The 26,630-nt window shown below is 67.7% G+C and carries 28 protein-coding genes and 1 pseudogene; 13 read left to right on the top strand and 16 right to left on the bottom strand.

Annotated elements, in window-relative coordinates; translation table 11 throughout:
* Positions 1-58: 58 nt before the first annotated feature.
* Entirely contained in the window at positions 59-424 is a 366-nt protein-coding gene (locus tag QF040_RS14180; protein ID WP_429611553.1) for a hypothetical protein, read from the bottom strand.
* A 24-nt stretch (positions 425-448) separates the two neighbouring features.
* Between QF040_RS14180 and QF040_RS14175 the strand changes: the two genes are divergently transcribed.
* A complete protein-coding gene (locus QF040_RS14175) occupies positions 449-1,660 on the top strand; it encodes an OmpA family protein (RefSeq protein ID WP_429611552.1) in 1,212 nt (403 codons plus the stop codon).
* Positions 1,661-1,764: 104 nt separating this feature from the next.
* Here QF040_RS14175 and pdxH read toward each other — a convergent pair whose 3' ends face one another.
* On the bottom strand, positions 1,765-2,418 hold the full coding sequence (gene pdxH / locus QF040_RS14170) for a pyridoxamine 5'-phosphate oxidase (RefSeq protein WP_307503787.1): 654 nt from the start codon (positions 2,416-2,418) through the stop codon (positions 1,765-1,767).
* Between the two features lie 29 nt (positions 2,419-2,447).
* Between pdxH and QF040_RS14165 the strand changes: the two genes are divergently transcribed.
* Complete coding sequence (locus QF040_RS14165; RefSeq protein ID WP_429611551.1) at positions 2,448-3,023, top strand: nucleotidyltransferase family protein; 576 nt, start codon at positions 2,448-2,450, stop codon at positions 3,021-3,023.
* Between the two features lie 19 nt (positions 3,024-3,042).
* Here the strand turns inward: QF040_RS14165 and QF040_RS14160 are convergent, their stop codons facing one another.
* Positions 3,043-3,582: a superoxide dismutase family protein gene (locus QF040_RS14160; protein ID WP_013542668.1), complete on the bottom strand. Its 540-nt coding sequence runs from the start codon at positions 3,580-3,582 to the stop codon at positions 3,043-3,045.
* Complete coding sequence (locus QF040_RS14155; protein WP_429611550.1) at positions 3,579-4,307, bottom strand: gamma-glutamylcyclotransferase; 729 nt, start codon at positions 4,305-4,307, stop codon at positions 3,579-3,581. Before QF040_RS14155 ends, QF040_RS14160 begins: the two co-directional genes overlap by 4 nt.
* Before the next feature lie 147 nt (positions 4,308-4,454).
* On the opposite strand from QF040_RS14155, the gene QF040_RS14150 reads away from it, so the two are divergent.
* From QF040_RS14150 to QF040_RS14125, 6 genes are all read left to right on the top strand, one after another.
* Positions 4,455-5,018, top strand: a complete 564-nt coding sequence (locus QF040_RS14150) for an OmpA family protein (protein ID WP_429611549.1) — start codon at positions 4,455-4,457, stop codon at positions 5,016-5,018.
* Positions 5,019-5,154: 136 nt separating this feature from the next.
* Positions 5,155-6,537 (top strand): chromate efflux transporter, encoded by a 1,383-nt coding sequence (gene chrA, locus QF040_RS14145; RefSeq protein ID WP_429611548.1) that lies wholly within the window; start codon positions 5,155-5,157, stop codon positions 6,535-6,537.
* 10 nt (positions 6,538-6,547) lie between these two features.
* Positions 6,548-7,810: an MFS transporter gene (locus QF040_RS14140; RefSeq protein ID WP_429611547.1), complete on the top strand. Its 1,263-nt coding sequence runs from the start codon at positions 6,548-6,550 to the stop codon at positions 7,808-7,810.
* Between the two features lie 178 nt (positions 7,811-7,988).
* Positions 7,989-9,824 (top strand): phosphogluconate dehydratase, encoded by a 1,836-nt coding sequence (gene edd, locus QF040_RS14135; RefSeq protein WP_429611546.1) that lies wholly within the window; start codon positions 7,989-7,991, stop codon positions 9,822-9,824.
* Complete coding sequence (eda, locus tag QF040_RS14130; protein ID WP_429611545.1) at positions 9,815-10,459, top strand: bifunctional 4-hydroxy-2-oxoglutarate aldolase/2-dehydro-3-deoxy-phosphogluconate aldolase; 645 nt, start codon at positions 9,815-9,817, stop codon at positions 10,457-10,459. The genes edd and eda overlap by 10 nt, the downstream gene beginning before the upstream one ends.
* Before the next feature lies 1 nt (position 10,460).
* Entirely contained in the window at positions 10,461-11,189 is a 729-nt protein-coding gene (locus QF040_RS14125) for a haloacid dehalogenase type II (protein WP_429611544.1), read from the top strand.
* On the opposite strand, the gene QF040_RS14120 is transcribed toward QF040_RS14125, so the two are convergent.
* The 6 genes from QF040_RS14120 to QF040_RS14095 form a co-directional block, all read right to left on the bottom strand.
* On the bottom strand, positions 11,190-11,726 hold the full coding sequence (locus QF040_RS14120; protein ID WP_429611542.1) for a DUF1697 domain-containing protein: 537 nt from the start codon (positions 11,724-11,726) through the stop codon (positions 11,190-11,192).
* 54 nt (positions 11,727-11,780) lie between these two features.
* Positions 11,781-12,194 (bottom strand): lactoylglutathione lyase, encoded by a 414-nt coding sequence (gloA, locus tag QF040_RS14115; RefSeq protein ID WP_429611541.1) that lies wholly within the window; start codon positions 12,192-12,194, stop codon positions 11,781-11,783.
* Positions 12,195-12,263: 69 nt separating this feature from the next.
* The gene (locus QF040_RS14110; RefSeq protein WP_429611540.1) at positions 12,264-12,956 is read right to left on the bottom strand and encodes a glutathione S-transferase family protein; all 693 of its coding nucleotides are present in this window, start codon (positions 12,954-12,956) and stop codon (positions 12,264-12,266) included.
* 119 nt (positions 12,957-13,075) lie between these two features.
* Entirely contained in the window at positions 13,076-13,741 is a 666-nt protein-coding gene (locus QF040_RS14105; protein WP_429611539.1) for an ABC transporter ATP-binding protein, read from the bottom strand.
* Positions 13,738-15,411, bottom strand: coding sequence for an ABC transporter permease (locus tag QF040_RS14100; RefSeq protein ID WP_429611538.1), 1,674 nt, complete (start codon positions 15,409-15,411; stop codon positions 13,738-13,740). The genes QF040_RS14105 and QF040_RS14100 overlap by 4 nt, the downstream gene beginning before the upstream one ends.
* A 46-nt stretch (positions 15,412-15,457) precedes the next feature.
* A complete protein-coding gene (locus QF040_RS14095; protein WP_307503819.1) occupies positions 15,458-16,516 on the bottom strand; it encodes a Fe(3+) ABC transporter substrate-binding protein in 1,059 nt (352 codons plus the stop codon).
* A 284-nt stretch (positions 16,517-16,800) separates the two neighbouring features.
* Here QF040_RS14095 and QF040_RS14090 point away from each other — a divergent pair, with 284 nt between their 5' ends.
* Positions 16,801-17,562, top strand: coding sequence for an alpha/beta fold hydrolase (locus QF040_RS14090; RefSeq protein WP_429611537.1), 762 nt, complete (start codon positions 16,801-16,803; stop codon positions 17,560-17,562).
* On the top strand, positions 17,559-18,692 hold the full coding sequence (locus QF040_RS14085; protein ID WP_429611536.1) for an ATP-binding protein: 1,134 nt from the start codon (positions 17,559-17,561) through the stop codon (positions 18,690-18,692). Before QF040_RS14090 ends, QF040_RS14085 begins: the two co-directional genes overlap by 4 nt.
* A 25-nt stretch (positions 18,693-18,717) precedes the next feature.
* On the opposite strand, the gene QF040_RS14080 is transcribed toward QF040_RS14085, so the two are convergent.
* Together QF040_RS14080 and QF040_RS14075 are read right to left on the bottom strand one after the other, a co-directional pair.
* Positions 18,718-19,473: a hypothetical protein gene (locus tag QF040_RS14080; RefSeq protein WP_429611535.1), complete on the bottom strand. Its 756-nt coding sequence runs from the start codon at positions 19,471-19,473 to the stop codon at positions 18,718-18,720.
* Between the two features lie 231 nt (positions 19,474-19,704).
* Positions 19,705-20,253: a PaaI family thioesterase gene (locus QF040_RS14075; protein ID WP_013542652.1), complete on the bottom strand. Its 549-nt coding sequence runs from the start codon at positions 20,251-20,253 to the stop codon at positions 19,705-19,707.
* Positions 20,254-20,328: 75 nt separating this feature from the next.
* On the opposite strand from QF040_RS14075, the gene QF040_RS14070 reads away from it, so the two are divergent.
* The 3 genes from QF040_RS14070 (at position 20,329) to QF040_RS14060 (ending at position 23,637) form a co-directional block, all read left to right on the top strand.
* A complete protein-coding gene (locus tag QF040_RS14070) occupies positions 20,329-20,784 on the top strand; it encodes a MarR family winged helix-turn-helix transcriptional regulator (RefSeq protein ID WP_429611534.1) in 456 nt (151 codons plus the stop codon).
* A 95-nt stretch (positions 20,785-20,879) separates the two neighbouring features.
* The gene (locus QF040_RS14065) at positions 20,880-22,199 is read left to right on the top strand and encodes an MFS transporter (protein WP_429611533.1); all 1,320 of its coding nucleotides are present in this window, start codon (positions 20,880-20,882) and stop codon (positions 22,197-22,199) included.
* 19 nt (positions 22,200-22,218) lie between these two features.
* Positions 22,219-23,637: an MATE family efflux transporter gene (locus tag QF040_RS14060; protein WP_429611532.1), complete on the top strand. Its 1,419-nt coding sequence runs from the start codon at positions 22,219-22,221 to the stop codon at positions 23,635-23,637.
* A 60-nt stretch (positions 23,638-23,697) separates the two neighbouring features.
* Here the strand turns inward: QF040_RS14060 and QF040_RS14055 are convergent, their stop codons facing one another.
* The 4 genes and pseudogenes from QF040_RS14055 to QF040_RS14040 all read right to left on the bottom strand — a co-directional run bounded on the left by QF040_RS14055 (position 23,698) and on the right by QF040_RS14040 (position 26,629).
* On the bottom strand, positions 23,698-24,018 hold the full coding sequence (locus QF040_RS14055; protein WP_307602170.1) for a hypothetical protein: 321 nt from the start codon (positions 24,016-24,018) through the stop codon (positions 23,698-23,700).
* A 244-nt stretch (positions 24,019-24,262) separates the two neighbouring features.
* A pseudogene (locus QF040_RS14050) lies at positions 24,263-25,003 on the bottom strand (aldolase); the annotation flags it as partial.
* 70 nt (positions 25,004-25,073) lie between these two features.
* Positions 25,074-25,715: a 2-dehydro-3-deoxy-6-phosphogalactonate aldolase gene (locus QF040_RS14045; RefSeq protein WP_429611531.1), complete on the bottom strand. Its 642-nt coding sequence runs from the start codon at positions 25,713-25,715 to the stop codon at positions 25,074-25,076.
* On the bottom strand, positions 25,712-26,629 hold the full coding sequence (locus QF040_RS14040) for a 2-dehydro-3-deoxygalactonokinase (protein ID WP_429611530.1): 918 nt from the start codon (positions 26,627-26,629) through the stop codon (positions 25,712-25,714). Before QF040_RS14040 ends, QF040_RS14045 begins: the two co-directional genes overlap by 4 nt.
* Between the last annotated feature and the right edge of the window lies 1 nt (position 26,630).

Genomic DNA, 26,630 nt, shown 5'->3' with positions numbered 1-26,630 from the left:
TGGCCGTTTGGTGGAATGGCGCGCGGCGCCTGCCGCCCTACATTTGCCGGCTGATGATTTACCCGGCGTGCTCTTCGCCCCTTGTTGCTATGGCGGTGGTCGCGACGGTGATCGCGCTCTTCGGCCCCACCGCGCAGGCGGCGGCCGATGCCAAGCCGTGCAGGACGCCGTGCCTGTCGGCCGGCGTGCCGCGCGAGGCGCCCGACAAGCCGGCAGAGGCCGACGCGAAGCCCGCACCTGCGCCCAGGCCCAGTGAAAGGACCAGGCCCAGGCCGCAGGCCACGGCGTCGGCCGCGCCCGCACCGCAGCAGCAGCAACACGAAGCGCAGAGAGAACCGATGGCGAAAAGACCTGCGCCGTCGAAACGCTGCACCGACATCAACATGCGTGCCGCCGTCGGCGAGCCGCTGTCGGACGAAGACATGAAGACATTGAGGAGCCAGTGCTGATGATGAACACCACCACCATTCGACGTGTCCGCACCGCGCTGCGCGTGCTGACCCTGTGCGCCGCCGCGCTCGCCGCCGCCTGCGCGAACCGCCCCACGCCCGGCAACGCCATGCCCTTCGACCAGGCCGTCAACCAGGCGGTGGACGACCTGATGGTGCAGACGCAGAAGCTGCCGGCCTTCCTCGCGAAGGTGGAATCGACGCTCTCGCAGCGCCGCATCGTGATCGACCCGCTGCTCGAAGGCGCGAGCGGCCAGCAGACCGAGGTGACGCGCGTGGCCGAGCAGCGCATCGTGCAGCGCATGCAGGCGCAGTTCAAGCAGTTCACGGTGACGCCGTTCAACACCGCCGAGATCGGCAACGCGCAGTACGTGCTCAACGGCACGCTGATGCGCGACAAGGATGCCACCGCCGGTGGACGCTACCGCCTGAACCTCGCGCTGACCGAAATCAAGAGCGGCATGGTGATCGCGCAGTCGGTCGCGCGCATCAGCGACGCGACGCTCGACACCCGGCCCACCGCCTTCTTTCGCGACAGCCCGGTGAACGGCAAGGACCGCGGCGTGGAGGGCTACATCCGCACCGCCGAAACCCAGCCGGGGCAAGCGGCCGATGCGCTGTACCTCGAGCGCCTGCCGACCTCGACCGTGCTGCAGGAAGCAACTGCCGCGTACGAGGCCGGGCGCATGAGCGAAGCCCTGGGCCGCTACGAGGCGGCGTCGAAGCGGCCCGACGGGCAGCAGTTGCGCATCTACAGCGGGCTGTATCTCACGCAGTCGCAACTGGGCCGCACGGCCGATGCGGAAAAGACCTTCGGCACCATCGCGCGCCTGGGTCTGGAAACCAACAATCTGAGCGTCAAGTTCCTGTTCAAGCCGGGCTCGACCGATTTCCTCGGCGACCCGAAGATCAGCGCCGCCTATCCGATGTGGCTGCGGCAGATCGCGCGCCAGGCGGCACAGATCGATTCGTGCGTGGTGGTGACCGGGCACACGAGCCGCACGGGCTCGGAGTCGGTCAACGAGCGGCTGTCGCTGCAGCGCGCGGTGAGCGTCAAGTCGAAGCTGGTGACGGAGGCGCCGCCGCTCGCGAAGAAGCTGCGCGAATCAGGCATGGGGTTTCGGGAGAACATCGTCGGCACCGGAGCCGACGATGCGAGCGACGCTCTTGATCGTCGCGTCGAATTCAAAGTCGTCGGCTGCGACACCTGAATCTCCCCCAGGCTTCGCGCACTTCGTGTCGCTTCTCCTTCCCCCTGGCCGGGGGCAACACCTGCGGCCCGGCAAAGCCGGTGCCGCGGTGTTTCACGAACGGATCAGGGCGCGAGCCGCTCGCGCACCCAGTCGCTGCCTTCGAGCCGGTAGCGCAGCCGGTCGTGCAGCCGGCTCTTGCGGCCCTGCCAGAACTCCCAGCGGTCCGGCACCAGCCGATAGCCGCCCCAATGCGGCGGGCGCGGCGGCGAGAGCAGGTGCTTCGCCGCGGCCACGGCTGCGTTCTTCACCAGCACGTCGCGTCCGCTGATCACTTCGCTCTGCGGGCTGGCCCAGGCGCCGATGCGCGAATCGAGCGGGCGGCTCGCGAAATAGGCATCGCTCTCGTCGGCACTGGCCTTCTCGACGCGGCCTTCAATGCGCACCACGCGCTCGAGCTCGACCCAGTGGAACTGCAGCGACGCATACGGATTGCCCGAGAGCTCGCGGCCCTTGCGGCTTTCGTAGTTGGTGTACCAGACGAGGCCGCGTGCGTCGTAGCCCTTGATGAGCACGATGCGGCTCGAGGGCCGAAGGTCGCTGCCGACGGTGCACAGCGTCATCGCATTGGGCTCGGGCACCTGCGCGTCGATGGCCTCGGTGAGCCAGCGTTCGAATTGCTTCAGCGGATCGTCCGCGCTGTGGGCCTCGCCGAGCTCGGCGCGCTCGTAGCTCTTGCGCAGCGCGGCGAGCGCTTCGTTGGAGAGAGGGGAAGTCATGCCGGGATTGTTGCGCACATACTCCGCCCATGACGATGAAGGCGACAAAAGCGAACTCTCCCTTGGTGATCGTGCTGGCCTCGGGCCGGGGCGAACGCTTCATTGCCGCCGGCGGCACGGGCTCCAAACTGAAGGCCCTGCTCGCGGGCAAGCCGGTGCTGGAGCACACGCTCGATGCCGTGCGCGCGAGTGGTCTGCCGTGGCACCTGGAAGACGCGGGCCATGCGGGCATGGGCGACTCGATTGCCGCCGCGGTGCGCGCCACGCCCGATGCTGTCGGCTGGCTGATCCTCCCGGGCGATCTGCCGCTGGTGCGGCCCGAGACATTGCAGGCCGTGGCCGGTGCGCTCAACGGCCGGGTCAATGCCGTGCAGCCTCAGTTCATGGGGGAGCGGGGCCATCCGGTCGCCTTTGCCGCCGGATGCCGCGCACAGCTCGCGGCGCTGGAGGGAAACCTGGGCGCGGCGCCAGTGTTGCGCGCCATGCGGGCCATCGATTCGGTCGCCGACCTCGCGGTGGACGATGCCGGCATCGTCATCGACATCGACACGCCCGAGGCCCTGGCGCGCGCCGAGGCGCTGTGGCTCGAGCGCGCGGGCCGTTAATCGGCTGGCGTCGGCTGGATCAGCCCTTCGGGATCACCGCGCAGGCGATGCGCGGGCCCGAGTTGCCGGCCGGCTGCGTCGTGAAGTCGTCGCGGTCGCGGTGCACCACCAGCGCGCGGCCCACCACGTTGTTGGCGGCGCCGTCGGTCAGCGAAATCGAGTGGTCGTCCACGCTGAAGCGCGCCACGCCGCCGGCATCGGCCACGAGGCTCGGCAGTTCGCCGGCATGGCTTCCCGGCGCGGCGAACTTGCCGTGCGTGCCGCCGGTCGGGTTGAAGTGGCCGCCCGAGGCGTTGCCGTTGTCGCCGCAGTCGCCCTTTTCATGGATATGGAAGCCATGCTCGCTGCCCGGCACGAGGCCGCGCACTTCGCCCGAGACGCGCACGCCGTGGTCCAGCGCGGTGAGCTTGACCGTGCCGCGGGTCGGGTTGGGCGTGATCGCGGCGGTCGGCACCAGCTCGACGGCCGTGCTGGGCTTGCCGCCCATGCTGCCGCAGGCGGCGAGCACGGCGGTGGCGAGGAGGGCGGTGCCGGTGGCGAAGAGACGACGATGGTTCATGGTTTTTCCTTGGACGGTCCGGACGACGGCCCGGATGAAGGTTGGGAAGAAGAATTGTCGGAAGACCCCGGAACATATACCGAAGGCGCGGGCGTGTCGCAATCAGCGGCTGCCGCGGATGCCTGTTGTTGCGCCTGCAGTTCCTGCTTCGCCTCGGCCAGGGCCAGCAGCCGCGCCAGCGCCGCATCGTGGATCGAATGCCGCTGCAGCTCGAGCAGCGTCTGCTGCGCGTAGTCGAGCGAACTGCCGTAGCGGCCGACCGCATTGGCGAAGATGTGGCGGTAGCGCTCCTCGCTCAGCTCGCCGGTGAAGTTGGGGCTGCGCCGCGAGAGCGTGAAGGCCAGCGCGCGCACCGGGCCCTCGGCGGTGTGGCAGTGCAGCCACTTGGGGTCGTACACGCCGGTGGGCATCTCGCGCAGCCAGAGGCGCTTCAGTGTTTCCAGGCCCTCGGCCCTGGGAATCCGGAACACCATGCCGCGGCAACTGCCGCCCGAGAGCAGACCGAACACGAGGCCCGGCGTCTGCACGCTGCCGCGGTTGACCCGGCTCCACATCTTGAGCGCCCGGTGCCAGCCGTGCACCCAGGCCGGGCGCCGCTCGATGAAGCCGAACTCCGGTCGCCAGATCAGCGAGCCATAGCCGAACAGCCAGAGGTCGTCGTGCCCGCCCCAATCGGCAATCGCGCGCTCGAGCATGGGCTGCGGATCGCGCAGGGGCTTGGGCATGGGATCGAGGCCCGGCGGTCCGGGGTCCGGCACGGGATTCGGCGCGGGGTCCGACACGGGCCTGTCAGGAGCGCCGCCTACAATTTCGGAGTCATGGTTCACCGCACCATTATTTACCGACCCCTCAATTACGGAGCACGCCCACCCATGAGCGACGACGACGGCCAGCAGAATTTCATCCTCGGCTTTCTCATGGCGCTGATCGCGCTGGTCATCTTCTTCGTGGTGGGCATCGTCATCTGGCACAAGGGCCACAGCGCCTCCGGTGCCGCGGTCGCTGCCGAGGGCAAGCCACCGGCCGTGGTGATCTCGTCGCCCGCACCCGGCGAAGCGCCCAAGCTGGCCGAAGTGACCGAAACGGTGACGGTCACGATCCCCGACGGCGCGAGCATCCGCGTGGTCAATGGCGTGGTGAACTTCTACTTCGCGACCGGCAGCGCCGACCTCGCACCGGGCGCCGCCGAGGCGCTGGCCGCGGTCATCAAGGGCGTGGAGAGCGGTCGCAAGGTGGTGGTCTCGGGCTTCCACGACACCACGGGCGATGCCGCCATCAATGAGTCGCTGGCGAAGAAGCGGGCCGAGATGGTGCGCGACGTGCTCGTGGGCCTGGGTGTTCCGGCCGCCAAGATCGACCTGCAGAAGCCCGAGGTGACGGCGGGTTCGGGCAACAACGCCGAGGCGCGCCGCGTCGAGGCCAGGCTGGTGGACTGAAGCCTGCCTGCCAGGTAGACCCTAGACCCCGCTCCGATTCAAGCTGCTACGATCCGCCGCACGGGAAAACAGCCTCCCGTCTGAAAAGATAGACGGTGTCCCGTCCAAGTGCTGGTGACGCACAACGGAGCCTGCCGTGGACACCGACTTTCCTGACGCCCCTTCCGCACCCCCCGCGCTTCCTGCACCCCTCCAGCCCGTTTCCTTTGCAGAGGCCCTGCGCTTCTGGCTCAAGCTTGGCTTCATCAGCTTTGGCGGCCCTGCCGGACAGATCGCGATCATGCATGCCGAGCTGGTCGAGCGGCGGCGCTGGATCAGCGAGAAGCGCTTTCTTCATGCACTGAACTTCTGCATGCTGCTGCCCGGACCCGAGGCCCAGCAGCTCGCCACCTACATCGGGTGGCTGATGCACCGCACGCGCGGCGGCATCGTGGCCGGGGCGCTGTTCGTGCTGCCTTCGCTGTTCATCCTGATCGCGCTGTCGTGGATCTACCTGCGCTTCGGCCATGTGCCGGTGGTGGCCGGCATCTTCTACGGCATCAAGCCGGCCGTCACCGCACTGGTGCTGCACGCGGCGCACCGCATCGGCAGCCGGGCGTTGAAGAACCGGTGGATGTGGGGCATTGCCGCCGCTGCGTTCGTGGCGATCTTCGCGTTCGACACGCCGTTTCCGGCGATCGTGCTGGCAGCCGGCCTGATCGGTCACTTCGGGGCGCGCTGGGCGCCCGGGGTTTTCGCACTCGGCGGCGGACATGGCAGTGCCAGTCAAAGCTACGGTCCGGCGCTGATCGACGACGACACGCCGACGCCGCCGCACGCGCGTTTCTCGCGCTCGCACCTCGTCAAGATCCTTGCGATCGGCCTGGGCCTCTGGCTGCTGGCCATGGGCGTGCTCGTCGCCACGCAGGGACTGCAGGGCACGCTCACGCAGATGGGCTGGTTCTTCACCAAGGCGGCATTGCTGACCTTCGGCGGCGCCTATGCCGTGCTGCCCTACGTCTACCAGGGTGCCGTCGAGAACCACCAGTGGCTGTCGGGCGCACAGATGATCGATGGCCTGGCCCTGGGCGAGACGACGCCGGGTCCGCTCATCATGGTCGTGGCCTTCGTCGGCTTTGTCGGCGGATGGCTGAAACAGGTGCTGGGGCCGGATTCGTTGTTCCTGGCGGGGGCGCTGGCCGCAACCGTCGTGACCTTCTTCACCTTCCTGCCCTCGTTCATCTTCATCCTTGCCGGCGGGCCCGCCATCGAGGCCACGCACGGCAAGCTGGGCTTCACGGCGCCGCTGTCGGCAATCACGGCGGCGGTGGTGGGCGTGATCCTGAACCTGGCGCTCTTCTTCGCGTACCACGTGCTCTGGCCGCAGGGCTTCGGTGGCCGCTTCGACGCCGTCTCGGCGCTGATCGCCGTCGCGGCGGCCATCGCCTTGTTCCGTCTCAAGATCGGCGTGATGCCGCTGCTCGCGGCCTGCGCGGCCATCGGGCTGGCGGTGACCCTGTTGCTGCCCTCGCTGCGCTGACATGCCTCCGATGCATATCGCCAGCGCGCCTCGCCCGCGCACGGGTCTCGCGCGCCTGTTGCCTTCCGGTGTCGATCCGGAGGCCTTGCCTTTGCTCGTGGCGCGCGGGCTTCGCGCCTTCGCGGACGGATACATGGCGGTGCTGCTGCCAGCCTACCTGCTGTCGATCGGATTCGGGACGCTGGAGGTCGGCATTGTCAGCACGGCAACGATGCTGGGCTCGGCGCTTGCGACGCTCGCGGTCGGCGCCTGGGGTTACCGGTTCGGAGGCGGCCGGCTGCTGCGCTGCGCGGCGTTGCTGATGGCCGCCACGGGCCTGGGCTTCGTGGGCCTGACCTCGTTCTGGCCATTGCTGGTCGTCGCGTTGGTCGGCACGCTCAACCCCAGTTCCGGCGATGTCAGCGTGTTTCTTCCCCTGGAGCACGCCCGCCTGGCCGCCGCCGCCCAAGGCCACGCCCGAACAGCCCTGTTTGCGCGCTACAGCCTCTTGGGCGCCCTGTGCGCCGCGCTGGGCGCATTGGCCGCTGCCGTGCCGGACTGGCTGGTTCGCCACAGCGGACTCGCGCGGCTCGACGCATTGCGCGGGATGTTCGTGGTCTACGCCGTGATCGGGTTGATCGTCTTCTGGATCTACCGCAGCCTTCCCGCCCAGGCCGGCGCAAACAATGCGAACAGCCCGCCCGTGGCACCGGCACCCCTCGGGCCATCGCGCGCTGTCGTGAGGCGACTGGCGGCACTCTTCAGCGTCGATGCCTTTGCCGGCGGGCTGGTGGTCAACGCGCTGATGTCCTTGTGGCTGCTGGAGCGATTCGGTTTTTCTCTCACGCAGGCCGGCATCTTCTTCTTCTGGACCGGCTTGCTGGGGGCGGCGTCGCAGCTCGCCGCGCCTGTGGTCGCGCGGCGCATCGGGCTGCTCAACACCATGGTCTTCACGCACCTGCCGGCCAACGTTTGCCTCGTGCTGGCCGCACTGTCGCCCAACCTGCCGGTCGCCCTGGTCTTGTTGACGATTCGAAGCGCGCTGTCGTCCATGGACGTTCCCACACGGACGGCCTACGTGATGGCCGTTGTGACGCCGCCCGAGCGCACCGCGGCCGCCAGCTTCACGGCGGTGCCCCGGAGCCTGGCGGCCGCCATCAGTCCGACCATCAGCGGCGCGCTTTTCGCAGCCGGTTGGATCTCGCTGCCGCTCATCGCGTGCGGGCTGCTGAAGATCGCCTACGACCTCACGCTCTGGCGCGCCATGCGGCGGGATCGACTCGACGGGGAATAGCCTCGGGGCACCCGAGCGAACTGGCGATACGGGGCGCAGCGAATCCGCCCGGCGATGCCCGAGTAAATTCGTATCGTTTGGCGCCCGGATTTCATCGGCTGTTTGCGCCTGCCTTGGTACGATGAGCTTCCAGGCCACCAGTCGCTCCGGCGACACGCAGCAAGAGCCATCTACCCCCATGAGCAGCACACACCCCACCGTCCGCGACGTCACCGATCGCATCCGCGAGCGCAGCCATGGCACGCGCAGCGCCTACCTCGCACGGCTCGCCGAAATCCGCGGCCGCGACCGCGGTTCCGAGCGCATGGGCTGCGCCAACGTGGCGCATGCCGTGGCCGGCATCCCGGCCAACGACAAGTTCAAGGTGGTGACCGAGCGCGCGCCCAACCTCGGCATCGTCACCGCCTACAACGACATGCTCTCGGCCCACGCGCCGTACCAGGGCTACCCGGACATCATCAAGCAGGAGGCGCGGCGCCTCGGTGCCACCGCGCAGGTCGCCGGCGGCGTGCCGGCGATGTGCGATGGCGTCACGCAGGGCACGCCCGGCATGGAGCTGAGCCTCTTCAGCCGCGACGTCATCGCCATGAGCACCGCGATCGCGCTCACGCACGACATGTTCGACGGCGCGCTGATGCTCGGCGTGTGCGACAAGATCGTGCCCGGCCTCCTGATCGGCGCGCTGCACTTCGGGCATCTGCCGACCGTGTTCGTGCCCGCGGGGCCGATGCCCTCGGGCCTCTCGAACAACGCCAAGTCGAAGGTGCGGGAGCAAGCGGCGCAGGGCCTCGTGGGCCGGCAGGGCCTGCTCGATGCCGAAATGGCGGCGTATCACACGGTAGGCACCTGCACCTTCTACGGCACCGCCAACAGCAACCAGATGTTGCTCGAAGCCATGGGCCTGCATGTGCCGGGCACGGCCTTCATCCAGCCCGGCGATGCGATGCGCGAAACGCTCACGCGCGAGGCGGTGCGCACCGTGCTGGGCAAGGCGGGCGAGACTGCCTTCAACTGCCCGCCCATCGGCGAAATGGTCGACGAGCGCTGCATCGTCAACGCCATGGCCGCACTGCTGGCCACCGGCGGCTCGACGAACCACCTGATCCACTGGGTGGCCGTGGCCCGCGCCGCGGGCATCGTGATCGATTGGGACGACTTCTCGAAGCTCTCCGACATCATTCCGTTGCTGACCCGTGTGTACCCCAATGGCAGCGCCGATGTGAACGAGTTCCAGGCCGCGGGCGGCCCCGGTTTCGTGATCGGCGAACTGGTCGATGCGGGCCTGATGCACGGCGACGTGCTCACGGTGCGCGCCGGTGGCATCCGCGAATTCGCCAACATCCCGACGCTGGCCGACAGCGGCGAGCAGCGCCTGAGCTGGACGCCCGCCGCGCCGTCGAAGAACGACGCGGTCGCGCGCCCGGTGGCTGAGCCGTTCAACGCCACCGGCGGCCTGAAGCTCCTCAGCGGCAACCTGGGCCGCAGCGTGATCAAGGTCTCTTCCGTGCCCGACGACCGCCACGTGATCGAAGCGCCCGCCCGCGTGTTCGATTCGCAGGCCGCCCTGCACAAGGCCTTCACCGCCGGCGAACTGGAGCGCGACGTGGTCTGCGTGGTGCGCTGGCAGGGCCCGCAGGCCAACGGCATGCCCGAGTTGCACAAGCTCACGCCGCCGCTCTCGGTGCTGCAGGGCAAGGGCTTCCGCGTCGCGCTGGTCACCGATGGCCGCATGAGCGGTGCGTCGGGCAAGATTCCGGCGGCCATCCACGTGTCGCCCGAAGCGGCGGCGGGCGGCCCGCTGGCCAAGGTGCGCGACGGCGACGTGATCCGCCTGGACGCCGTGGCGGGTACGCTCGCCGTGCTGCTGCCCGAAGACGAATGGGCCGCGCGCGAAACCGCGACGCTGCCCGAAGCGCAGCGTATCGCCGACGGACACGGCCTCGGCCGCGAACTGTTCGCCGGCATGCGCCGCAATGCACTCACCGCTGAAGAAGGAGCCTGCTCATGGCTGTAGACAACAACAAACTCACCGCCCTCGACGTGATGCGCGACGCGCCGGTTATTCCGGTCATCGTGCTCAACGACGTGAAAGACGCCATTCCGCTGGCGCGCGCGCTGGTGGCCGGCGGCATCCGCATGCTCGAGGTCACGCTGCGCACGCCGCAGGCGCTGCAGTGCATCGAGGCCATCGCCAAGGAAGTGCCCGAGGCCGTGGCCGGCGCGGGCACCATCCGCAGCGCGGCCGATGCTCAGGCCTCGGCACTGGCCGGCGCGAAGTTCGGCGTGAGCCCGGGCTACACGCGCGCGGTCGGCAAGGCCTGCCACGACCTCGGCCTGCCGCTTCTACCCGGCGTGGCGACCGGCAGCGAAATCATGACGGCGCAGGAGGACGGCTACACGCAGCTCAAGTTCTTCCCCGCGCTGCAAGCCGGCGGCCTGCCGATGCTCAAGGCCTGGCAAGGCCCCTTCGGCGACGTCACCTTCTGCCCCACGGGCGGCATCCATGCGGGCAACGCGGCCGAGTTCCTCGCGCTGTCGAACGTGGCCTGCGTGGGCGGCTCGTGGATCGTGCCGACGGATGCGATCCGCGACGGCGACTGGGCACGCATCGAACAGCTGGCACGCGCCGCGAGCCAGCTGTCCCGCTGACATGCGCGCCGAGTTCGACGCGAGCGACCTCAAGGTCATCGCGTTCGACGTGTTCGGCACGGTGGTCGACTGGCACAGCGGCATTGCCGCCGAAGTCGAGCGCGTGCTGCCGGGCGTGGAAGGCGCGACGTTCGCGCTCGCATGGCGTGCCGGCTACCAGCCCGCAATGAAGGCGGTGATGGAGCGCATCGCGGCGGGCGAGGGCGGCTTCACGCTGCTCGACGAGTTGCACCTGAGCATGCTCGAACAAGTGCTGCGCGACTTCGACCTGACCGACCGCCTCGACACCGCCGCCAAGCGCGACCTGAGCCGTGCGTGGCACCGGCTGCCGGCATGGCCCGATTCAGTGGCGGGGCTCGCGCGGCTCAAGAAGAAGTTCACCATCTGCACGCTCTCGAACGGCAACATCGGCTTGCTGACCGAGATGGCCAAGCGCGCGGGCCTGCCCTGGGACTGCGTGCTGTCGGCCGAGGTCTTCAAGGCCTACAAGCCCGACCCGCGCACCTACCTAGGCGTGGCCGGCGTGTTCGATGCGACGCCGGGGCAGGTGATGCTGGCGGCTGCGCACCACGACGACCTGGCCGCCGCACGCGTGTGCGGCTTGAAGACCGCCTACATCGAGCGCCCCCACGAGTTCGGCCGCGCGCAGCCGAAGGATGTTTCGCCGCAGCCGGACAACAGCCTGCATGCGCGCGATATCAACGAACTGGCCGATCTGCTGGGCTGCTGATCAGTCCGTCAGAAGTTTCTCGACCGTGCGCAGGTTGCGCGCTGTCGTGCTCGATTTGTAGCGCGTCTTCGCCAGCAGCTTGGCCACCGGCGTGTCGGTGCTCTCGCCGCGCGGGCATTGCCAGTACAGCACGCCCTTGCCTTGCTTCAGCCGTTCAAGCTTGGGGTCGACGGTGCCGGCTTTTTCCATCACCTCGTCGAGCATCGCGGGATCGGAGCCGAACACGAGGTACGGATGCCGCTCCTCGTCGATGCGTTCGAAGGGATAGGCCGCGGCCATGTCGGCCACCTGCTTCTGCGTGAGCAGCACGATCCACGCGTCGTAGTCGAAGCGCTTGCGCAGCGCCTGCTCGATGCGAGTGCGCAAGGCGCCGGCATCGTGCTCGTCGGTGTCGAAGAGCACGTTGCCGCTCGCGAGCACCGTGCGTACCGCATCGAAGCCGAGCTCGACGAAGAGCGCCTTCAAGTCGGCGCTCTTGATCGTGATGCCGTTGACGTTCACGCCGCGCAGCAATGCGACGTGGCGAGTTGCTGTCATCGTTGTCTTCTTCTGTTCTTTCTTCGGGCTGGCCATGGCGTTACCCGAAGCGCTTCAGCGCAGGCCCGCGCCTTCAGCGGATTCAGCGCGCTGGATCAGCTCGATCTTGTAGCCATCAGGGTCCGTCACGAAGGCGATCACCGTCGTGCCGCCCTTGACCGGACCGGCCTCGCGCGTCACGTTGCCGCCCGCCGCCTTGATCTTCTCGCAGGCCGCATACGCATCGGGCACGCCGAGGGCGATGTGGCCGTAGGCGGTGCCCAGGTCGTAGCTCTCGGTGCCCCAGTTGTAGGTGAGCTCGATCTCGGCCTGGTCGGGGTTGCCCTTGTCGAAACCGAGGAAGGCGAGGCTGTACTTGTACTCGGGGTTCTCGGAGGTGCGCAGCAGGTTCATGCCGAGCACTTGCGTGTAGAAGTCGATGGAGCGCTGGAGGTTGCCAACGCGCAGCATGGTGTGAAGGAATCGCATCTCGTGGTGCCGTGTAGTTATGGGGAAATGGGAGGGGGAGCCGCTATTGTCGGCTTCCCGCCGCAGCGATCAAGCCGCCGCTGCCGTCAGCAGATGGGCCTCGTGGCGCTTGAGGAATTCCATCAGGTGCTGCGGATATTCCGGCACCACCGCATCGCGCACGCTCGGGCGCGCGGCCAGTGCCTTGCGCCACGCATCGACCTTGGGCAGTGCGGCGAAGATGCGCGAATCGATGAGCGTGTCGAACACCTCGAAGTAGCGGAACACCGGCGCGAACACCGCATCGACCAGGCTGAAATTCTTGCCCGCGAAGTAGGGGCCGGCGCCGAGTGCAGCTTCGACGCGCTCGAACTTCGCGACCAGCGCGAGGCGCTTCTGCTCGAAGACCGCCGCATCCTGTGTGGTCTCGTACCCCCAGAGGTCGGCGAGGATGGCCGAACCGAACTCCATCCACGCGCGGTGCTCGGCGCGGGTGAGCGGGTCTTCCGGGTGCAGGCGCGCGCCGGCTTGGGTCTCTTCGAGGTACTCGCAGATCACGTTGCTCTCGAACAGCACGGCCTCGGTGCCGTCGCCGCGCTGCACCTTCAGCAGCGGCACCTTGCCGAGCGGCGAGATGTCGAGAAACCACTGGGGCTTGTTCGCGAGGTCGATCACGACGCGCTCGAAGGGCACGCCTTTTTCACCGAGCGCGATGGCGGCGCGCTGGACGTAAGGGCACAGCAAGTGGCTGACGAGGGTGAGGGGTTGGGAGTGTTGGGACATGGGGGCTCTCCGTCTTCGGTTGTGTGGTTCGGTCGCCGCGATTCTTGCGGTCCCGAACAACCTTTTCCCGGAAAGCCCATTCGCCTTTTGAGCGCCTTGTGCTAGGTCGCGGTTGCCAGCTAGTGCGTGATGCGCCCGTTGTGCATCACGCCGATGCGGTCCGCCATCGCATGCGCTTCGACCTCGTTGTGCGTGACCAGGATGGCGGTCTGGCCGGCCTGCTTCAGGATGCCGCGCACCTCGGCGGTCAGGCGTTCGCGCGTGGCGCCATCGAGGTTGGAAAAGGGCTCGTCGAGCAGCAACAACGCAGGCGAAGGCGCGAGCGCGCGGGCCAGCGCGATGCGTTGCTGCTGCCCGCCCGAAAGCTCGTGCGGATAGCGCTCACCCGCATCGGCGAGGCCGACCAGCGCCAGCATCTCGGCCACGCGTGATTGCTGCGCCGCGCGGTCGAGGCGGCGCAACCCGAAGGCCACGTTCTTCGCGGCCGAGAGGTGCGGGAACAGTGCGTACTCCTGGAACATCATCCCCACGCGCCGCTGCTCGGGCGGCAGGTGCGAGCGGGCGGACGAGAGCACCACTTCGTCAAGGCGGATCGTCCCTGCGCGCAGCGGCTCGAAGCCCGCGATGGCGCGCAGCACCGTGGTCTTGCCGCAGCCCGAGGGGCCGAACAGGCAGGCGATGTCGCCGGCCGCGAGCGACAGCGAGAAGTCGTCGACGACGGTGTGCGGGCCGCGCGGCGTGTCGTACGCGAGCTGGATCGATTCGAGGTGCAGCGCTGAACTCATGTGTTTTCCGGAACGGGTGCCACTGGCGTTGTGCCCAGTTGATTGCGCGCCAGCAGCACCACAGGCAGCAGCCCCGCCAGCACGATGGCGAGCGCCGCGATGGCGCCTTCTTCATAGGTGCCGCGCGCGGCCTCGGCATAGAGCCAGGTGGCCAGGGTGTCGAAGTTGGCGGGGCGCAGCAGCAGCGTGGCGGGCAGCTCCTTCATCGCATCGACGAAGACCAGCAGCGCGCCCGCGGCAATGGCGGGCTGCAGCAGCGGCAGGTGCACGCGGCGCAGCGTGCCGGCGGTGGTTTCGCCGAGGAGGCGCGAGGCCTGCTCGATGGCGGGCGGAATGCGCGCGAGGCCGGCCTCGATGCCGCCGACCGGCATCGCGAGAAAGCGGATCGCGCAGGCCACCACCAGCACGATGCCTGCGCTCATCAGCGGCAGGCCCTGCCAGCCGAACGCGGTCGCGAGCGCGGCATCGAAGGCCAGCGCCGGCGTGAGCAGGCCGATGGCGAGCACCGTGCCCGGCACCGCGTAGCCCAGCGTGGCGGCGCGTGCCTGCCAGCGCGCGCGGTTGATGCCCGAGCCCTGGCTGCGCGCCGCCCACGCGACGACCAATCCCGCAGCGACGGCCACCACGGTGACGCCCGCAGCCAGTGCGAGCGTGTTGCCGAGGCTCGCGATCAGCCCTTGCGAAACACCACCGCCCTGACGCAGCCGCTTGGCGCTTTCCCAGACGAGATAGAGCGCCGGTGCCACGAAGCCGATCAGCACCGGCAGCGCGGTGACCGCCGTCGCGGCCCAGCCCGCGCCCCCATGCAGGCGTCGCGGCAGCACTGCGCGCATGCGCTGCGCCGAGCCGAAGCGCTGGTGCCGGCGGCCGTTGCGTTCGAGCCAGACCAGCGCCACCACCACGAACAGCATCGCGCACGCAATCTGCGCCGCACCGGCCAGGTCGGAGCGCGTGATCCACGTCGTGTAGACCGCCACCGTGAGCGTGTTCACGCCGAGGAATTCGGAGGCGCCGATGTCGTTCAGCGTTTCGAGCAGCGCGAGGCTCAGGCCCACCGCAAGCGCAGGGCGCGCGAGCGGCAGCGCCACGCGAAAGAACGCGCCGAGGCGGTTCTCGCCGAGCGTGCGCGCGGCCTCCAGCAAATGTGCCGGCTGCGTCATGAACATCGCGCGTGCCGTCATGTAGACGTAGGGATAAAGCACGAATCCGAGCACGAAAATCGCGCCCGGCATCGAGCGCAGGTCGGGCAGGCGGAACTGGCGCGGGCTGTCGAAGCCCAGCACCCAGCGGATCGCGCCCTGCACCGGGCCGATGGGATGCAGCAGATCGAGGTACGCGAAGGCGACGATGTAGGTCGGCATCGCCAGCGGCAGCAGCAAGGCCCAGTGCAGCACGCCGCGCCCCGGAAAGTCATGCGCGGTGACGAGCCACGCGCAGCCCGTGCCGATCACCAGCACCAGCGTGCCGACGCCGGCCAGCAGCAAAGCCGTGTTGAGCGCCGCCTGCGGCAGCACGTGCGCGAAGAGCGGCCCCCAGTGCCCGATGCCCGAGCCGAACGCGAGCCACAGGAGCGTGAGCACCGGCGCGAGCACGCCGATGGCGATCGCGAACGAGGCAAGGCGCCAGACCGGTCCTGCAGCTTGCAGGGCCGGTGGCTGGCGCCGTGTCATTTGCATTTTTCTTCAGGCGCCGGCAGAGCGGGCCCGACCGTCTCGATCACTGGTCGAAGCCGACCTTGTCGACGAGCGCACTGGCTTGCTTCCTGTACTTGGCGATCTCGGTGAGCGGCAGCGGATCGACCTTCAGCTCGCCGATCGTCTGGCCGATGATCGGATCGAGCGCCACGCCCTTGCGCACCGGGTATTCGTAGTTGGTCTGCGCGTAGAGCGCCTGCGCCGGCTCGGACACCAGGAACTCGAGCAGCTTGACCGCGTTGGCCCGCTGCGGCGCGTTCTTCGCCACGGCCGCGCCGCTGATGTTGACGTGCGTGCCGCCGCTCTTTGCGTTGGCGAAGGTCGGGCGGATCACCTTGATCGCATCGCCCCACTTGCGCGCGTCGGTGCCTTCCTTGGCGCTCTTCATCTGGCCGACGTAGTACGAGTTGGCGATGCCGATGTCGCAGATGCCGCCGAGGATGTCGCGCGCCACGTCGCGGTCGCCGCCCGTGGCCTTGCGCGCGAGGTTGGCCTTCACGCCGCGCAGCCACTGCTCGGCCTTGGCTTCGCCGTCGTGCGCGATCAGCGCCGCGACGAGCGCCGTGTTGTACGGGTGCTGGCCCGCGCGGATGCAGACCTTGCCCTTGTATTTCGGGTTGGCCAGGTCTTCATAACGGAAGCTGGTGAGCGGCTGCGCCTTGTCGGCATACAGCACGCGGGCGCGCAGCGAGAGCGCGAACCACTGGCCATCGGCACCGCGGAGGTTGGCGGGAATGGCCGAGTCGAGCGCTGGCGATTTCACGGGCTGGGTCACGCCGCCATCCACCAAGTCCATCAGGTTGCCGATGTCCACCGTCATCAGCACGTCGGCCGGCGAGCGCGCGCCTTCGGCCTTGACGCGCTCGAGCAGCCCGTCCTTCACGAACACGGTGTTGACCTTGATGCCGCTCTGCGCGCTGAAGGCGGAGATCAGCGGCTGGATCAACGCGGCCTCGCGCGTCGTGTAGAGCGTGAGCTCTTCGGCTGCGTGTGCGGGCAGGGCGGCGAGGGCCAGCCAGGCCGTGGTGGCGCCGATCAGGGCGTGCGCAGCGCGGGTCGAGGCGCCGGAGCGTCGGGTCATGGGAGTTCCTCCAGTGGGTTGATGTGTTCTTGCGGAGATACCGGCGGACCAGGGCGAGGGGCGCCGATGCGAACGATTATCAGCAGGCGGGGAGAGGGGCGAGTCTTTTGGACTTACAAGGCGAAGGCCTACTTGAAGCGTGTCGCGGCCTTCGGCCGCATCGCACCTGGTGAAGGCCTTGTAACTTCAGAGAGCAAAATATCGCTTTTCAGACGCTTGAGGTCCGTCCTGTGAACATCCGGCAACGCAACAACGTCCACGTCTTCGGCGCTGGAGACCGCACGATGATCTTCGCCCACGGCTTCGGCTGCGACCAGAACATGTGGCGCTTCATGGCCCCGAAATTTGCCGAACGCTTTCGCGTGGTGACGTTCGACTTGGTCGGCTCCGGGCAGTCGGACCTCGGCGCCTATGACAAGGCCAAGTACGCGACCCTCCAGGGCTACGCCGACGACCTGCTGGAAATCGCGAACGAATTCGCGACCGGTCCCGTGATGTTCGTCGGCCACTCGGTGAGCGCCATGATCGGTGTCCTGGCCGACCTCAAGGCGCCGGGCACCTTTGCCGCGCACATGATGGTCGGCCCCTCGCCGTGCTACATCAACGACGGCGACTACACCGGTGGCTTCACGCGCGAGGACATCGATTCGCTGCTCGACACGCTGGAGAGCAACTACCTCGGCTGGGCCTCCAGCATGGCGCCCGCGATCATGGGCGTGCCCGAGCGGCCCGAGCTGGGCGCCGAGCTCACCGCCAGCTTCTGCCGCACCGACCCCGAAATCGCCAAGCAATTTGCCAAGGCCACTTTCCTCTCTGACAACCGCCAGGACGTGGCGAAGCTGCAGACGCCCACGCTCGTGATCCAGTCGTCCGAAGACCTGATCGCTCCCCTGGCGGTCGGCGAATACATGCAGCGCACGCTGCCCAACGGAACCTTGCGGGTGGTGGTCAACACCGGGCATTGCCCTCATTTGAGCGCGCCCGACGCGAGCTGCGAGGCGATCGAGGATTTCCTCGGCGCGCTTGGCCTGCCGCGCGCCCAATGAGCCAGCCCCTTCCCGAAGCGGCCGACCTCTTCGAAGATGCGCCTTGCGGCCTGCTGGTCACGGCGCTGGACGGCACGATCCTCAAGGTCAACACCACCTTCTGCGGCTGGGTCGGCTTCGCACGCGAAGAGCTTGTCGGCCTGAAGCGCGTGCAGGACCTGTTCACGATGGGCGGCCGCATCTTCCATCAGACCCACTGGGCGCCGGCCCTGCAGCTTCAGGGCTCGCTGGCCGAGGTGAAGTTCGAGGTCCGGCATCGCGATGGCCAGGGCATTCCGATGATTCTCAACGCCCGTCGGCGCAAGCGCGAAGCGGGCGAGTTCGACGAGATCGCCGCCTTCGTGGCGGAAGACCGCAACCGCTACGAGCGCGAGCTCATGAGCGCGCGCAAGAAGGCAGACGCCTTGCTGCAGGTGGAGCGCGACACGCAGCATCTGTTGAGAGACCGTGCGCTCTTCGCCGAGCAGATGGTGGGCATCGTGAGCCACGATCTGCGCAATCCCCTGTCGGCGATTCTCATGGGCATCCAGTTGCTGGGGCGGACGGAAGGCGAGCGCCAGGTTCGCGTGCTCGGCCATGTGCGCAACTCGGCCGAACGTGCGCAGCGCCTGATCGAGGAACTGCTGGACTTCACCCAATCGCGCATCGGCAAGGGCTTGAGCGTGAAGCCGGGCGCCACCGACCTGCATGCGATCGCGGCGCAAGCGATCGACGAGTTGATGCTCGCCTATCCGGCGACAAGAATCGTTCATTTGCAGGGCGGACCGGGCGCGTGCATTGCCGATACGGATCGGCTGGCGCAGCTCATCGGCAACCTCGTGAGCAACGCCGTGGCCTACGGCCATCGCGGCACGCCCGTCACCGTGCGCTCGGAAATAGAAGGGCCGAAAGCCACGGTGGTGGTGCACAACGAAGGCGACCCGATTCCGCCCGACATGCTCGCCACGGTGTTCGAGCCGATGGTGCGGGGTGCGACCGAAGGAAGTTCGGCCCGCAGCGTGGGCCTCGGCCTTTTCATCGTGAACGAGATCGCGAAGGCGCACGGTGGCGCAATGCAGGTGGCGTCGTCTTCTGTCGGCGGCACCGTGTTCACGCTGCAATTCCCCACGCACCACCAGCGCGCTGAATAGCGCCTCGCTCCAGATTGCCGGCTAATTAATTCACACCGGCAACAAGTGATTGGGCCGTGCTTCTGGAAATCGATTTGATATAGCTATCGATCGAGGCGGCCACGGGCGAGAATTCGGTGGTGGTCAAACGCTTGAAATCGCGCGGGTCCGCAAAGTCATTCAATTGCCGGACTCGGGTTCTTTGAATTGTTTTCAGCGGTTCGTAAGCTGTGATTTCCAATGGGTTATTCAGCGTGAAGATCTTCAATTCCATGGCGGGCACGGCAAAATATCTTGTGGATGTAAACATGCCGCGGGTGAAAAGACCGGAATTTTCCATATAGCTCTCGGCGCAAGGTCCACCCGTGCATTCCATTCGCGTGAGTGTTCTTTTTCCCTCTACCACGACTACGGCCGATATTTGCTCTTCCTTCAATTTCTTCGCTGACCATTCCTGTCTTGGATTGGCAATCCAGCGGCCGTCTTTTTCAATGGCGAGGGCATTCACGCTGGTGGTTGCGTAGCTTGTCAGTCTGACGACCTGGAATCCCGCTTTCTCCAGGTCAGATTGAAATGCCTCGTAGGTTCTGACGGTCGGATTCCAGGGGAATTGATAAGGCGTCGAGAAATTATTGAAAACGGTGGTGCCGACGTGCATATGCTGCGCCGGTGCGGGCATATAGACGAGCAATCCGACTTTCGAGCCTTTGGCGATTTTCCCGGAATTGGGGGAAATCGCTGGTGCGGTGGTGCAGCCGGCCAGAATCAAAAGACAAATAATTGCAAAAATCCGATTCAGCATTGCGTTTCTCCTCGTATTTATGATTGCGAAAATCATTGGCACTTCGGGCGATCTGAAAGCCGCGCGGGGCAATGATTTCCTGCAGCGCATCATAGCGACGGAGCGGCTGCTCCGTATTGCAGGCGAGGAGAGAAATGCTTTAAAGCACGCTTGAAGCAGGAATTGAATAAATCGCGGTCTTTGGAATTCAGGCCACTTGCTCTTCCAGTTGAATAGCAGCGGCGTGAATCTTCAACGGCCCGCGGGAATCTCGAACACCAGGCAGGTCGTCGTCGCATGCGCATACAGCGTGCCGTCGGCCCCGACGAGCCGGGCCTCGGCGGTCGCGAGTTGCCGGCCGCAGTGGATCACCTTGCCTTCGGCGCGCACCCGCTGCACCTTCGGCGTGAGGCCCTTCACGTAGTTCACGCTCAGCTCGGCGGTCGTGTAGCCGCGGCCGGGCGGCATCATGGTGTGGACCGAGCAGCCCAGGGCCGAATCGAGCATCGTGGCGACCCAGCCGCCGTGGATGGTGCCCAGCGGGTTCAGGTGCTGCGCGAGCGGGGTGCCTTGGAAGATGGCGACGCCCTTGCTGACCGAGACGATCGTGAAGTCCAGCGTCTTGGCGATGGCCGCGTAGGGAATCTCGCCGTTCAGCATCGCCTGCATGACTTCGAGCCCGGTCTTGCCGGCGATCTGCTCGGGGCGGGCGAGTCCGGGGCCGGGGCCGCCCTCGAGGCGGTCGATGATCGCGCGTTCCTCGGCGATCCATGCGTCGATCTGGCTGGTGGGTTGCGTCATGCCTGTGCTGCTCCTGGGGGCTTTGAATGAGGTCGTGAATTGTATATGCAACAGTTGCACCTACAATCGTCGCCCATGGACATCCAGACCAAGCCCCGCGGCTGCACGAGTTTCAAGGTGCGACAGCTCATGCGTCGCCTGTCGACGCACTACGACGCCGAGGTGTCCAAGAGCGGCCTCAAGACCACGCAGTATTCGCTGCTGTCGCAAGTCAAGCGACTGGGCCCCGTTCGCCCGGTCGATCTGGCGGGCGAGCTCAAGATGACCGCCTCCACCTTGAGCCGCAACCTGCAGCCGCTGATCGCCGCCGGCTGGATCGTGCAAAGCGCCGGCGCCGATGCGCGCAGCCTCCTCGTGGCGCTCACGCCCGAAGGCGAGGCCAAGTGGCGCGAAGCCCAGCATCACTGGAAGACCGCGCAGCAGAAGCTCAATGCGCTTTTGGGCGTGGAGCGCGTGCTGGCGCTGCACCAGCTCATCGACGAATCGCTCGAACTGCTGGGCGCGGACGACGCCGCTGATCTTCACGACTGAAGGCGCACCCAACCCACACCAGACAGTCGCGCCGATCGCAGCGCGGACCGGATTTCTTTTCCTCCTCCACACCCCACTCCAACAGCAGAGGCCCCATGTTCGCCACCCAAGTTTCCGCATGGCTGCAGCGCCGCGGCATCCACTACGGCTGGATCGTCGCCGCCATCACCTTCCTGACCATGCTGACGATGTCGGCAGCGCTCGGCCTGCCGGGCGCGATGCTGCAGCCGCTGGGCAAGGAGTTCGGCTGGAGCACCGAGCAGATCTCCTCGGCACTCGCGCTGCGCTTTGCGCTCTTCGGCCTCATGGGGCCGTTCGCCGCGGTGCTGATGGAGCGCTACGGCCTTCGCGCCGTGATCTGCACCGGCCTCGCGCTGGTGGGCCTCGGCATGGCGCTGGTCACGATGGCTTCGCAGCTCTGGCAGCTTTTCGTGCTGTGGAGCCTGATGCTGGGCCTGGGCACCGGCATGACCGCGCTGGTGCTCGGCGCGGTGGTGGCCAACCGCTGGTTCGTCGCGCGGCGCGGGCTGGTCATCGGCATGCTCACGGCCAGCTCGGCGACGGGGCAATTGGCGTTTTTGCCGTTCGCGGCCTGGATGATCGAGCACTGGGGCTGGCGCTCGGCCATCGTGCCGATCGTGATCGGCAGCGTGCTGATTGCCGTGCTCGCGCTGTGCCTGGTGCGCAACCGGCCGTCCGATGTCGGCCTCTTGCCCTACGGCGAAAAGCCCGGCACGCAGCCCGCAACACCGGCCGCGCCCGCGGTGGTGATGAACTTCGCCACGCCGTTCCGCGTGCTGAAGGAAGTGGCGACCAACCGCACCTTCCTCATCCTGGCCGGCACCTTCTTCATCTGCGGCCTCAGCACCAACGGCCTCGTGCAGACGCACTTCATCTCGCTGTGCGGCGACAACGGCATGGGCGCCGTGCCCGCGGCCTCGGTGCTCGCGATGATGGGCGCCTTCGACTTCGTGGGCACCATCCTCTCGGGCTGGCTCTCGGACCGCTACGACAACCGCAAGCTGCTCTTCTGGTACTACGGTCTTCGCGGCTTGTCGCTCTTCTGGCTGCCGCATTCGGAATTCACGATCTACGGCCTCGGCCTCTTCGCGATGTTCTACGGCCTCGACTGGATCGCCACCGTGCCGCCGACCGTCAAGCTCGCGGGCGCGACCTTCGGCCCGGCCAAAGTGGGCCTCGTGTTCGGCTGGATCTTTGCCGCGCACCAACTGGGCGCCGCCACCGCCGCATACGGCGCAGGCTTTGCACGCACGCTGCTCCTGACCTACACGCCGGCGCTGTACGCAGCCGGTGCCGCCTGCCTCGTCGCGGCGGTGGTCGTGATGATGATCCGCCGCCCGGCCGCGAAGGCCGGCACGCCGGTGACGCCTGCTGCGGCAAGCGCACGCGCCTGACGACCGGGACGACACAGCCATGACCACCACCGCCAACACCGAGCTCGACCCGCGCACGCGCCTCTTGCTCGAAGCGCCCATCGTGCCCACGCTGCTGCGCCTGGCAGCCCCCAACGTGCTCGTGATGGTGGCGCAAGCCTCCGTCGGGCTCATCGAGACCTACTTCGTCGGCAAGCTCGGCACCGATGCGCTCGCCGGCATGGCGCTCGTGTTCCCGATCGTGATGCTGATGCAGATGACCTCCAGCGGCGCGGTCGGCGGCGGCATCGCTGCCTCGATTGCACGCGCGCTCGGCGCCCGCCGCCGCGACGACGCCAATGCGCTCGTCTGGCATGCGGTGGTCATCGCACTGGGTTTCGGCCTGTGCTTCACGCTCGCGCTGCTGTTCGGCGGGCGCTGGCTCTACGGAATCATGGGCGGCACGGGCGCTTCGCTCGATGCGGCGCTGACGTACTCGAACTGGGTGTTCGCGGGCGCGGTGCTGGTGTGGCTCTTCAACTCGCTCGCCGCGATCATCCGCGGCACCGGCAACATGTCGGTGCCGGCCAATGTGACGGTGGTGGGCGTGGTGTTCCTCATTCCGGCATCGCCGCTCCTCATCTTCGGCTGGGGTCCGATTCCGGGCATGGGCATCGCCGGTGGTGCGATGGCGCTGCTGCTGTACTACCTGCTGGGCTCCATCGCGCTCATCGTCTACCTGCGTTCGCCGCGCAGCCTGCTCAAGCCGACGCTCTCGGCGTTGAAGCTGCGGTGGCCGCTGTTCCGCGACATCCTGCGCATCGGGCTCGTGGGTGCGGTGTCGACGGTGGCGACCAACCTGTCGATCGGCATCGCGACCGCACTTACCGGGCACTTCGGCCCGGGCGCGCTGGCCGGCTACGGCACGGCGTCGCGGCTCGAATACCTGCTGGTGCCGCTGGTGTTCGGCCTCGGCGCGCCGCTGGTCGCGATGGTCGGCACCTGCATGGGCGCGGGGCAACGCGAACGCGCGCTGCGCGCCACCTGGGCAGGCGCGGCGCTGGCCTTTGCGCTGACCGAGACCATCGGCCTCGCGGCCGCGCTGTTCCCGCGTCCCTGGCTGCTGCTGTTCGGCAACGACCCGGCGATGCTGGAGACCGGCGCGCACTACCTGCGCGTGGTGGGGCCGTTCTACGGCTTGTTCGGCGTGGGGCTCGTTCTGTACTTCGCCTCGCAGGGTGCAGGCCGGCTGATGTGGCCGGTGCTCGGCAACATCGCGCGGCTCGCCGTGGCCGGCACCGGCGGCTGGCTCGCGCTGCGCTGGGGCGGCGGGCTCACCGGCGTGTTCGCTGCCCAAGGTGTGGCGCTGGTCGTGTACGGCATCGTGATCGCATCGGCGATCGCAGGCGGCGCATGGTTCGGGCGCGTAGGCTGGCCACGCACGCCGACGGGTCTGCTGCGGCGGGTTGCGCAAGCCTGATTGCGCAACGCCGCATAAAAAAACCCGGGCGCTCGGCCCGGGTTTTTTCGTTCTGGTGGATCAATAACGGTAGGGGTTGTTCGGCCGGCGGTCGTAGCGGTTCGGCACGCCGTCATGGTCGTTGTCGCGGCGGCCGCCGTAGTGGCGGCGGTCGTCCCAGCGGCGGCCATGGTCGTAGTGACGGCCATCGCGGTAGTAGCCCGGGTGGTAGTGGCGCGGCGGAGGCGGCGGCGCGTAGTAGCGGCGCGGGGGTGGCGGTGCGGGCACCACGTACACCTGGGCCTGAATGAAGCGGCCACCGGTCTGTGCCTGCGCCGGTGCGCTGAGTGCAGCCAGCGACATCAGTGCGGCTGCGGCGAATGCAAAAGTGAGCTTTTTCATGGCAACTCCCGTGGAGTGGTTGGAAGCCTCATCGTCGTCGCCTTGTGTGAACCTTGTGTAAGGCTGAGGCGAAATCGGATGAAGAGCTGTAAGCAGCCCGTAGACGTGTGACGTGGCGTCCTCCGGTGCGCGTGCGACGATGCTAATGCGTCGTGAGCCCGCCGGGCGCTGTCGCAGGTGTGCCGTTGGTTGTAGGCCGAGAGGCCGTGTGCACGTCCGCTTGCGCGCGCGTGCTCACACCTTCTCAGGCTTGCGGCGCGGGCAGCATGCGGCGCAGCGCTTCGAAGAACAGGTCCGACTGTTCGCGCTCGCCCTGAATCTGCGCCGCCACATGCGCGGCCAGCTTGGCATCCACCGGCACCAGCGGCCGCCCGGTCGACTGCGCGATCACCTGGTGCAGGCACGCCCGTTCGAGGTAGTACAGATCGTCGTAGGCATGGGCGATGGTCGCGCCGCCCACGATCACGCCGTGGTTCGCGAGGAACGCGATGTCCTTGCCGGCCATCGCATGGGCGATGCGCTCGCCCTCCGCATCGTCGAGCGCGAGGCCGTTGTAGACCGCGTCGATCGCGATGCGGTTCATGTAGCGCATCGCGTTCTGGCTCGCCGTCGGATCGAGCGCGCGGTCGACCGTGATCGTGAGCGCGGTGGCGTAGGGCATGTGGCAGTGCAGCACGACCGCATGGCCGCTGAGTCGGTGCACCGCGCCGTGGATGAAGAGGGCGGTGGGCTCCACGCGGTGCCGGCCGGCGAGCACTTCGCCGTGCACGTCGATCAGCACGATGTCGTCGGGGCCGATCTCGCTCCAGTGCAGTCCGCGCGGGTTGATGAGGTAGCGGTCCTGCGCGCCCGGCAGCATCACGCTGAAATGGTTGCACACGCCTTCGGAGAGCCCGTGGTGGGCGGCGGCGCGCAAGGCCAGCGCGAGGTCTTCGCGCAGCTTGCGAACGGCGGGGCTGGCGTAATCGGATTCTGCGGTCATCGTGTCTCCTTCTTTTTTCTTGCGAACAGGTGCTGGGTCAGGCTTGCGATCAGGCGTGCGATCAGGCGTGCGATCAGGCTTGCGTGATGCCCGTCCAGGCCGAGATGAATTTCTTCGCATCGTCGCGCACGGCCGGGGCCTGCTTGCCCGGCTTGTAGAGCGCGGACCCGATGCCGAAGCCGGCGGCGCCTGCCGCGCGCCACTCGCCCATGTTCAACGGCGTGATGCCGCCCACGGGCATTACCGGCGTGCCGGCCGGGAGCACCGCGAGCAGCGCCTTCACCACCGCGGGCGATGCCAGCTCGGCGGGGAAGAGCTTGAGCCCCGTGGCGCCGGCAGCGAGCGCGCCGAAGGCCTCGGTCGGCGTCATCACGCCGGGCAGGCACACCATGCCGAGCTTCACCGCTTCGGCGATGACCGCGGCGTTGAAGTTGGGCGAGACGATCAGCTCGCCGCCGGCCGCGTGCACATCGCGCACCTGCTGCGCATCGAGCACGGTGCCCGCGCCGACCAGCGCCTCTGGGAAGCGCTTGCGCATCAGCGCGATGCTGTCCAGGGGCTGCGGCGAATTGAGCGGCACTTCGAGCAGCCGGAAGCCGGGCTCCACGATGGCATCGCCGACATCCGCGGCCTCGGCCGGCGTGAGGCCGCGAAGGATGGCCACGAGCGGCAGGTCGCGCACCGCGGCGTTGAATTTTTCGAGGGGGGTGGTCATGGCTGGATTCCGTTGCTGTCTGCTGCTGCAAGAAAGCCGGACAGCGCATGCAGTCCGGCCCAGGTGGCTTCGGCGCCGAGCGTGCGCGTGGCAACGCCGGCGGCGCGCAGGGCCAGGGTGTAGCGCTCGGTGAGCACGGGCGAGCCGATCAGCACCACTTCGCCGACGGCTTGCAGCGACTGGGTGCGCAGCTCTTCGCCGATGAGAAGGCCCGAGAGGTAGCTCGACAGCTCCTCCTTCGGCATGCGCTCGAACAGCGCGAGCGTGCGCGCGCCGAAGGCGTTGTGCAGCAGGCCGTGGCCGTTTTCGGATTGGGTCACGCCCTGGAGGAACGCCGCTTCGTCGAGCGGCGCGGCGGCATCGAGCGTGCGCGAGAGGATCGAGTGCTGGCTCAACAGCGCATAGAACTCGCCCGTCATGCAGGTGCGGAAACCCGCCACGCGGCCCTTTCGAACGGTGGCCCATTTGTTGTGGGTGCCGGGCAGCACGAAGAGACCGTCGCTCGCACCGGTGAGCGCCATGGCGCCGAAGATCTGTACCTCTTCGCCGCGCATCACGTCGGGCACGCCGTCGTGCTCGTCGCTGAGGCCCGGCACGATCGCGATGCGCGCACCGGGAATGGCGTCAATGCGGATGATCTTGCGGCCCACCTCGACGCGGCCCGCGGGGCAGGCGCAGTACGGCGCCTCGACCCAGCCCTGCTTGCTGCCGGCCATGCCGGAGATGAGGCACTGCGCGCCTTCGAGGCGCATCCAGTCGCCGAACAGCGCCTCGAAGACGGCGGGGAATCCGCCTTCGGGGACCTTGAGGATGCCGCGCGCATCGCTGCGCTCTTCGATCACCTTGCCGTCTGCATCCAGCAAGGCGCCGCGCAGGGAACTCGTTCCCCAGTCGATTGCTACCAGTCTTGTCATC

This window comes from Variovorax sp. W2I14, assembly GCF_050435205.1.
GTDB lineage: Bacteria > Pseudomonadota > Gammaproteobacteria > Burkholderiales > Burkholderiaceae_C > Variovorax > Variovorax paradoxus_C.
The sequence above is the reverse complement of the archived record's forward strand: the minus strand, read 5'-3'. Positions and strand labels throughout refer to the sequence as shown.

Excerpts from the sequence above, each read along its gene's own strand:
- QF040_RS14180 (WP_429611553.1), bottom strand. The coding sequence starts at position 424 with ATGTCTTCGTCCGACAGCGGCTCGCCGACGGCGGCACGCATGTTGATG.
- QF040_RS14175 (WP_429611552.1), top strand. The coding sequence starts at position 449 with ATGATGAACACCACCACCATTCGACGTGTCCGCACCGCGCTGCGCGTG.
- pdxH (WP_307503787.1), bottom strand. The coding sequence starts at position 2,418 with ATGACTTCCCCTCTCTCCAACGAAGCGCTCGCCGCGCTGCGCAAGAGC.
- QF040_RS14165 (WP_429611551.1), top strand. The coding sequence starts at position 2,448 with ATGACGATGAAGGCGACAAAAGCGAACTCTCCCTTGGTGATCGTGCTG.
- QF040_RS14160 (WP_013542668.1), bottom strand. The coding sequence starts at position 3,582 with ATGAACCATCGTCGTCTCTTCGCCACCGGCACCGCCCTCCTCGCCACC.
- QF040_RS14155 (WP_429611550.1), bottom strand. The coding sequence starts at position 4,307 with ATGCCCAAGCCCCTGCGCGATCCGCAGCCCATGCTCGAGCGCGCGATT.
- QF040_RS14150 (WP_429611549.1), top strand. The coding sequence starts at position 4,455 with ATGAGCGACGACGACGGCCAGCAGAATTTCATCCTCGGCTTTCTCATG.
- QF040_RS14140 (WP_429611547.1), top strand. The coding sequence starts at position 6,548 with ATGCATATCGCCAGCGCGCCTCGCCCGCGCACGGGTCTCGCGCGCCTG.
- edd (WP_429611546.1), top strand. The coding sequence starts at position 7,989 with ATGAGCAGCACACACCCCACCGTCCGCGACGTCACCGATCGCATCCGC.
- eda (WP_429611545.1), top strand. The coding sequence starts at position 9,815 with ATGGCTGTAGACAACAACAAACTCACCGCCCTCGACGTGATGCGCGAC.
- QF040_RS14125 (WP_429611544.1), top strand. The coding sequence starts at position 10,461 with ATGCGCGCCGAGTTCGACGCGAGCGACCTCAAGGTCATCGCGTTCGAC.
- QF040_RS14120 (WP_429611542.1), bottom strand. The coding sequence starts at position 11,726 with ATGACAGCAACTCGCCACGTCGCATTGCTGCGCGGCGTGAACGTCAAC.
- gloA (WP_429611541.1), bottom strand. The coding sequence starts at position 12,194 with ATGCGATTCCTTCACACCATGCTGCGCGTTGGCAACCTCCAGCGCTCC.
- QF040_RS14110 (WP_429611540.1), bottom strand. The coding sequence starts at position 12,956 with ATGTCCCAACACTCCCAACCCCTCACCCTCGTCAGCCACTTGCTGTGC.
- QF040_RS14105 (WP_429611539.1), bottom strand. The coding sequence starts at position 13,741 with ATGAGTTCAGCGCTGCACCTCGAATCGATCCAGCTCGCGTACGACACG.
- QF040_RS14100 (WP_429611538.1), bottom strand. The coding sequence starts at position 15,411 with ATGACACGGCGCCAGCCACCGGCCCTGCAAGCTGCAGGACCGGTCTGG.
- QF040_RS14095 (WP_307503819.1), bottom strand. The coding sequence starts at position 16,516 with ATGACCCGACGCTCCGGCGCCTCGACCCGCGCTGCGCACGCCCTGATC.
- QF040_RS14090 (WP_429611537.1), top strand. The coding sequence starts at position 16,801 with ATGATCTTCGCCCACGGCTTCGGCTGCGACCAGAACATGTGGCGCTTC.
- QF040_RS14085 (WP_429611536.1), top strand. The coding sequence starts at position 17,559 with ATGAGCCAGCCCCTTCCCGAAGCGGCCGACCTCTTCGAAGATGCGCCT.
- QF040_RS14080 (WP_429611535.1), bottom strand. The coding sequence starts at position 19,473 with ATGCTGAATCGGATTTTTGCAATTATTTGTCTTTTGATTCTGGCCGGC.
- QF040_RS14075 (WP_013542652.1), bottom strand. The coding sequence starts at position 20,253 with ATGACGCAACCCACCAGCCAGATCGACGCATGGATCGCCGAGGAACGC.
- QF040_RS14070 (WP_429611534.1), top strand. The coding sequence starts at position 20,329 with ATGGACATCCAGACCAAGCCCCGCGGCTGCACGAGTTTCAAGGTGCGA.
- QF040_RS14065 (WP_429611533.1), top strand. The coding sequence starts at position 20,880 with ATGTTCGCCACCCAAGTTTCCGCATGGCTGCAGCGCCGCGGCATCCAC.
- QF040_RS14060 (WP_429611532.1), top strand. The coding sequence starts at position 22,219 with ATGACCACCACCGCCAACACCGAGCTCGACCCGCGCACGCGCCTCTTG.
- QF040_RS14055 (WP_307602170.1), bottom strand. The coding sequence starts at position 24,018 with ATGAAAAAGCTCACTTTTGCATTCGCCGCAGCCGCACTGATGTCGCTG.
- QF040_RS14045 (WP_429611531.1), bottom strand. The coding sequence starts at position 25,715 with ATGACCACCCCCCTCGAAAAATTCAACGCCGCGGTGCGCGACCTGCCG.
- QF040_RS14040 (WP_429611530.1), bottom strand. The coding sequence starts at position 26,629 with ATGACAAGACTGGTAGCAATCGACTGGGGAACGAGTTCCCTGCGCGGC.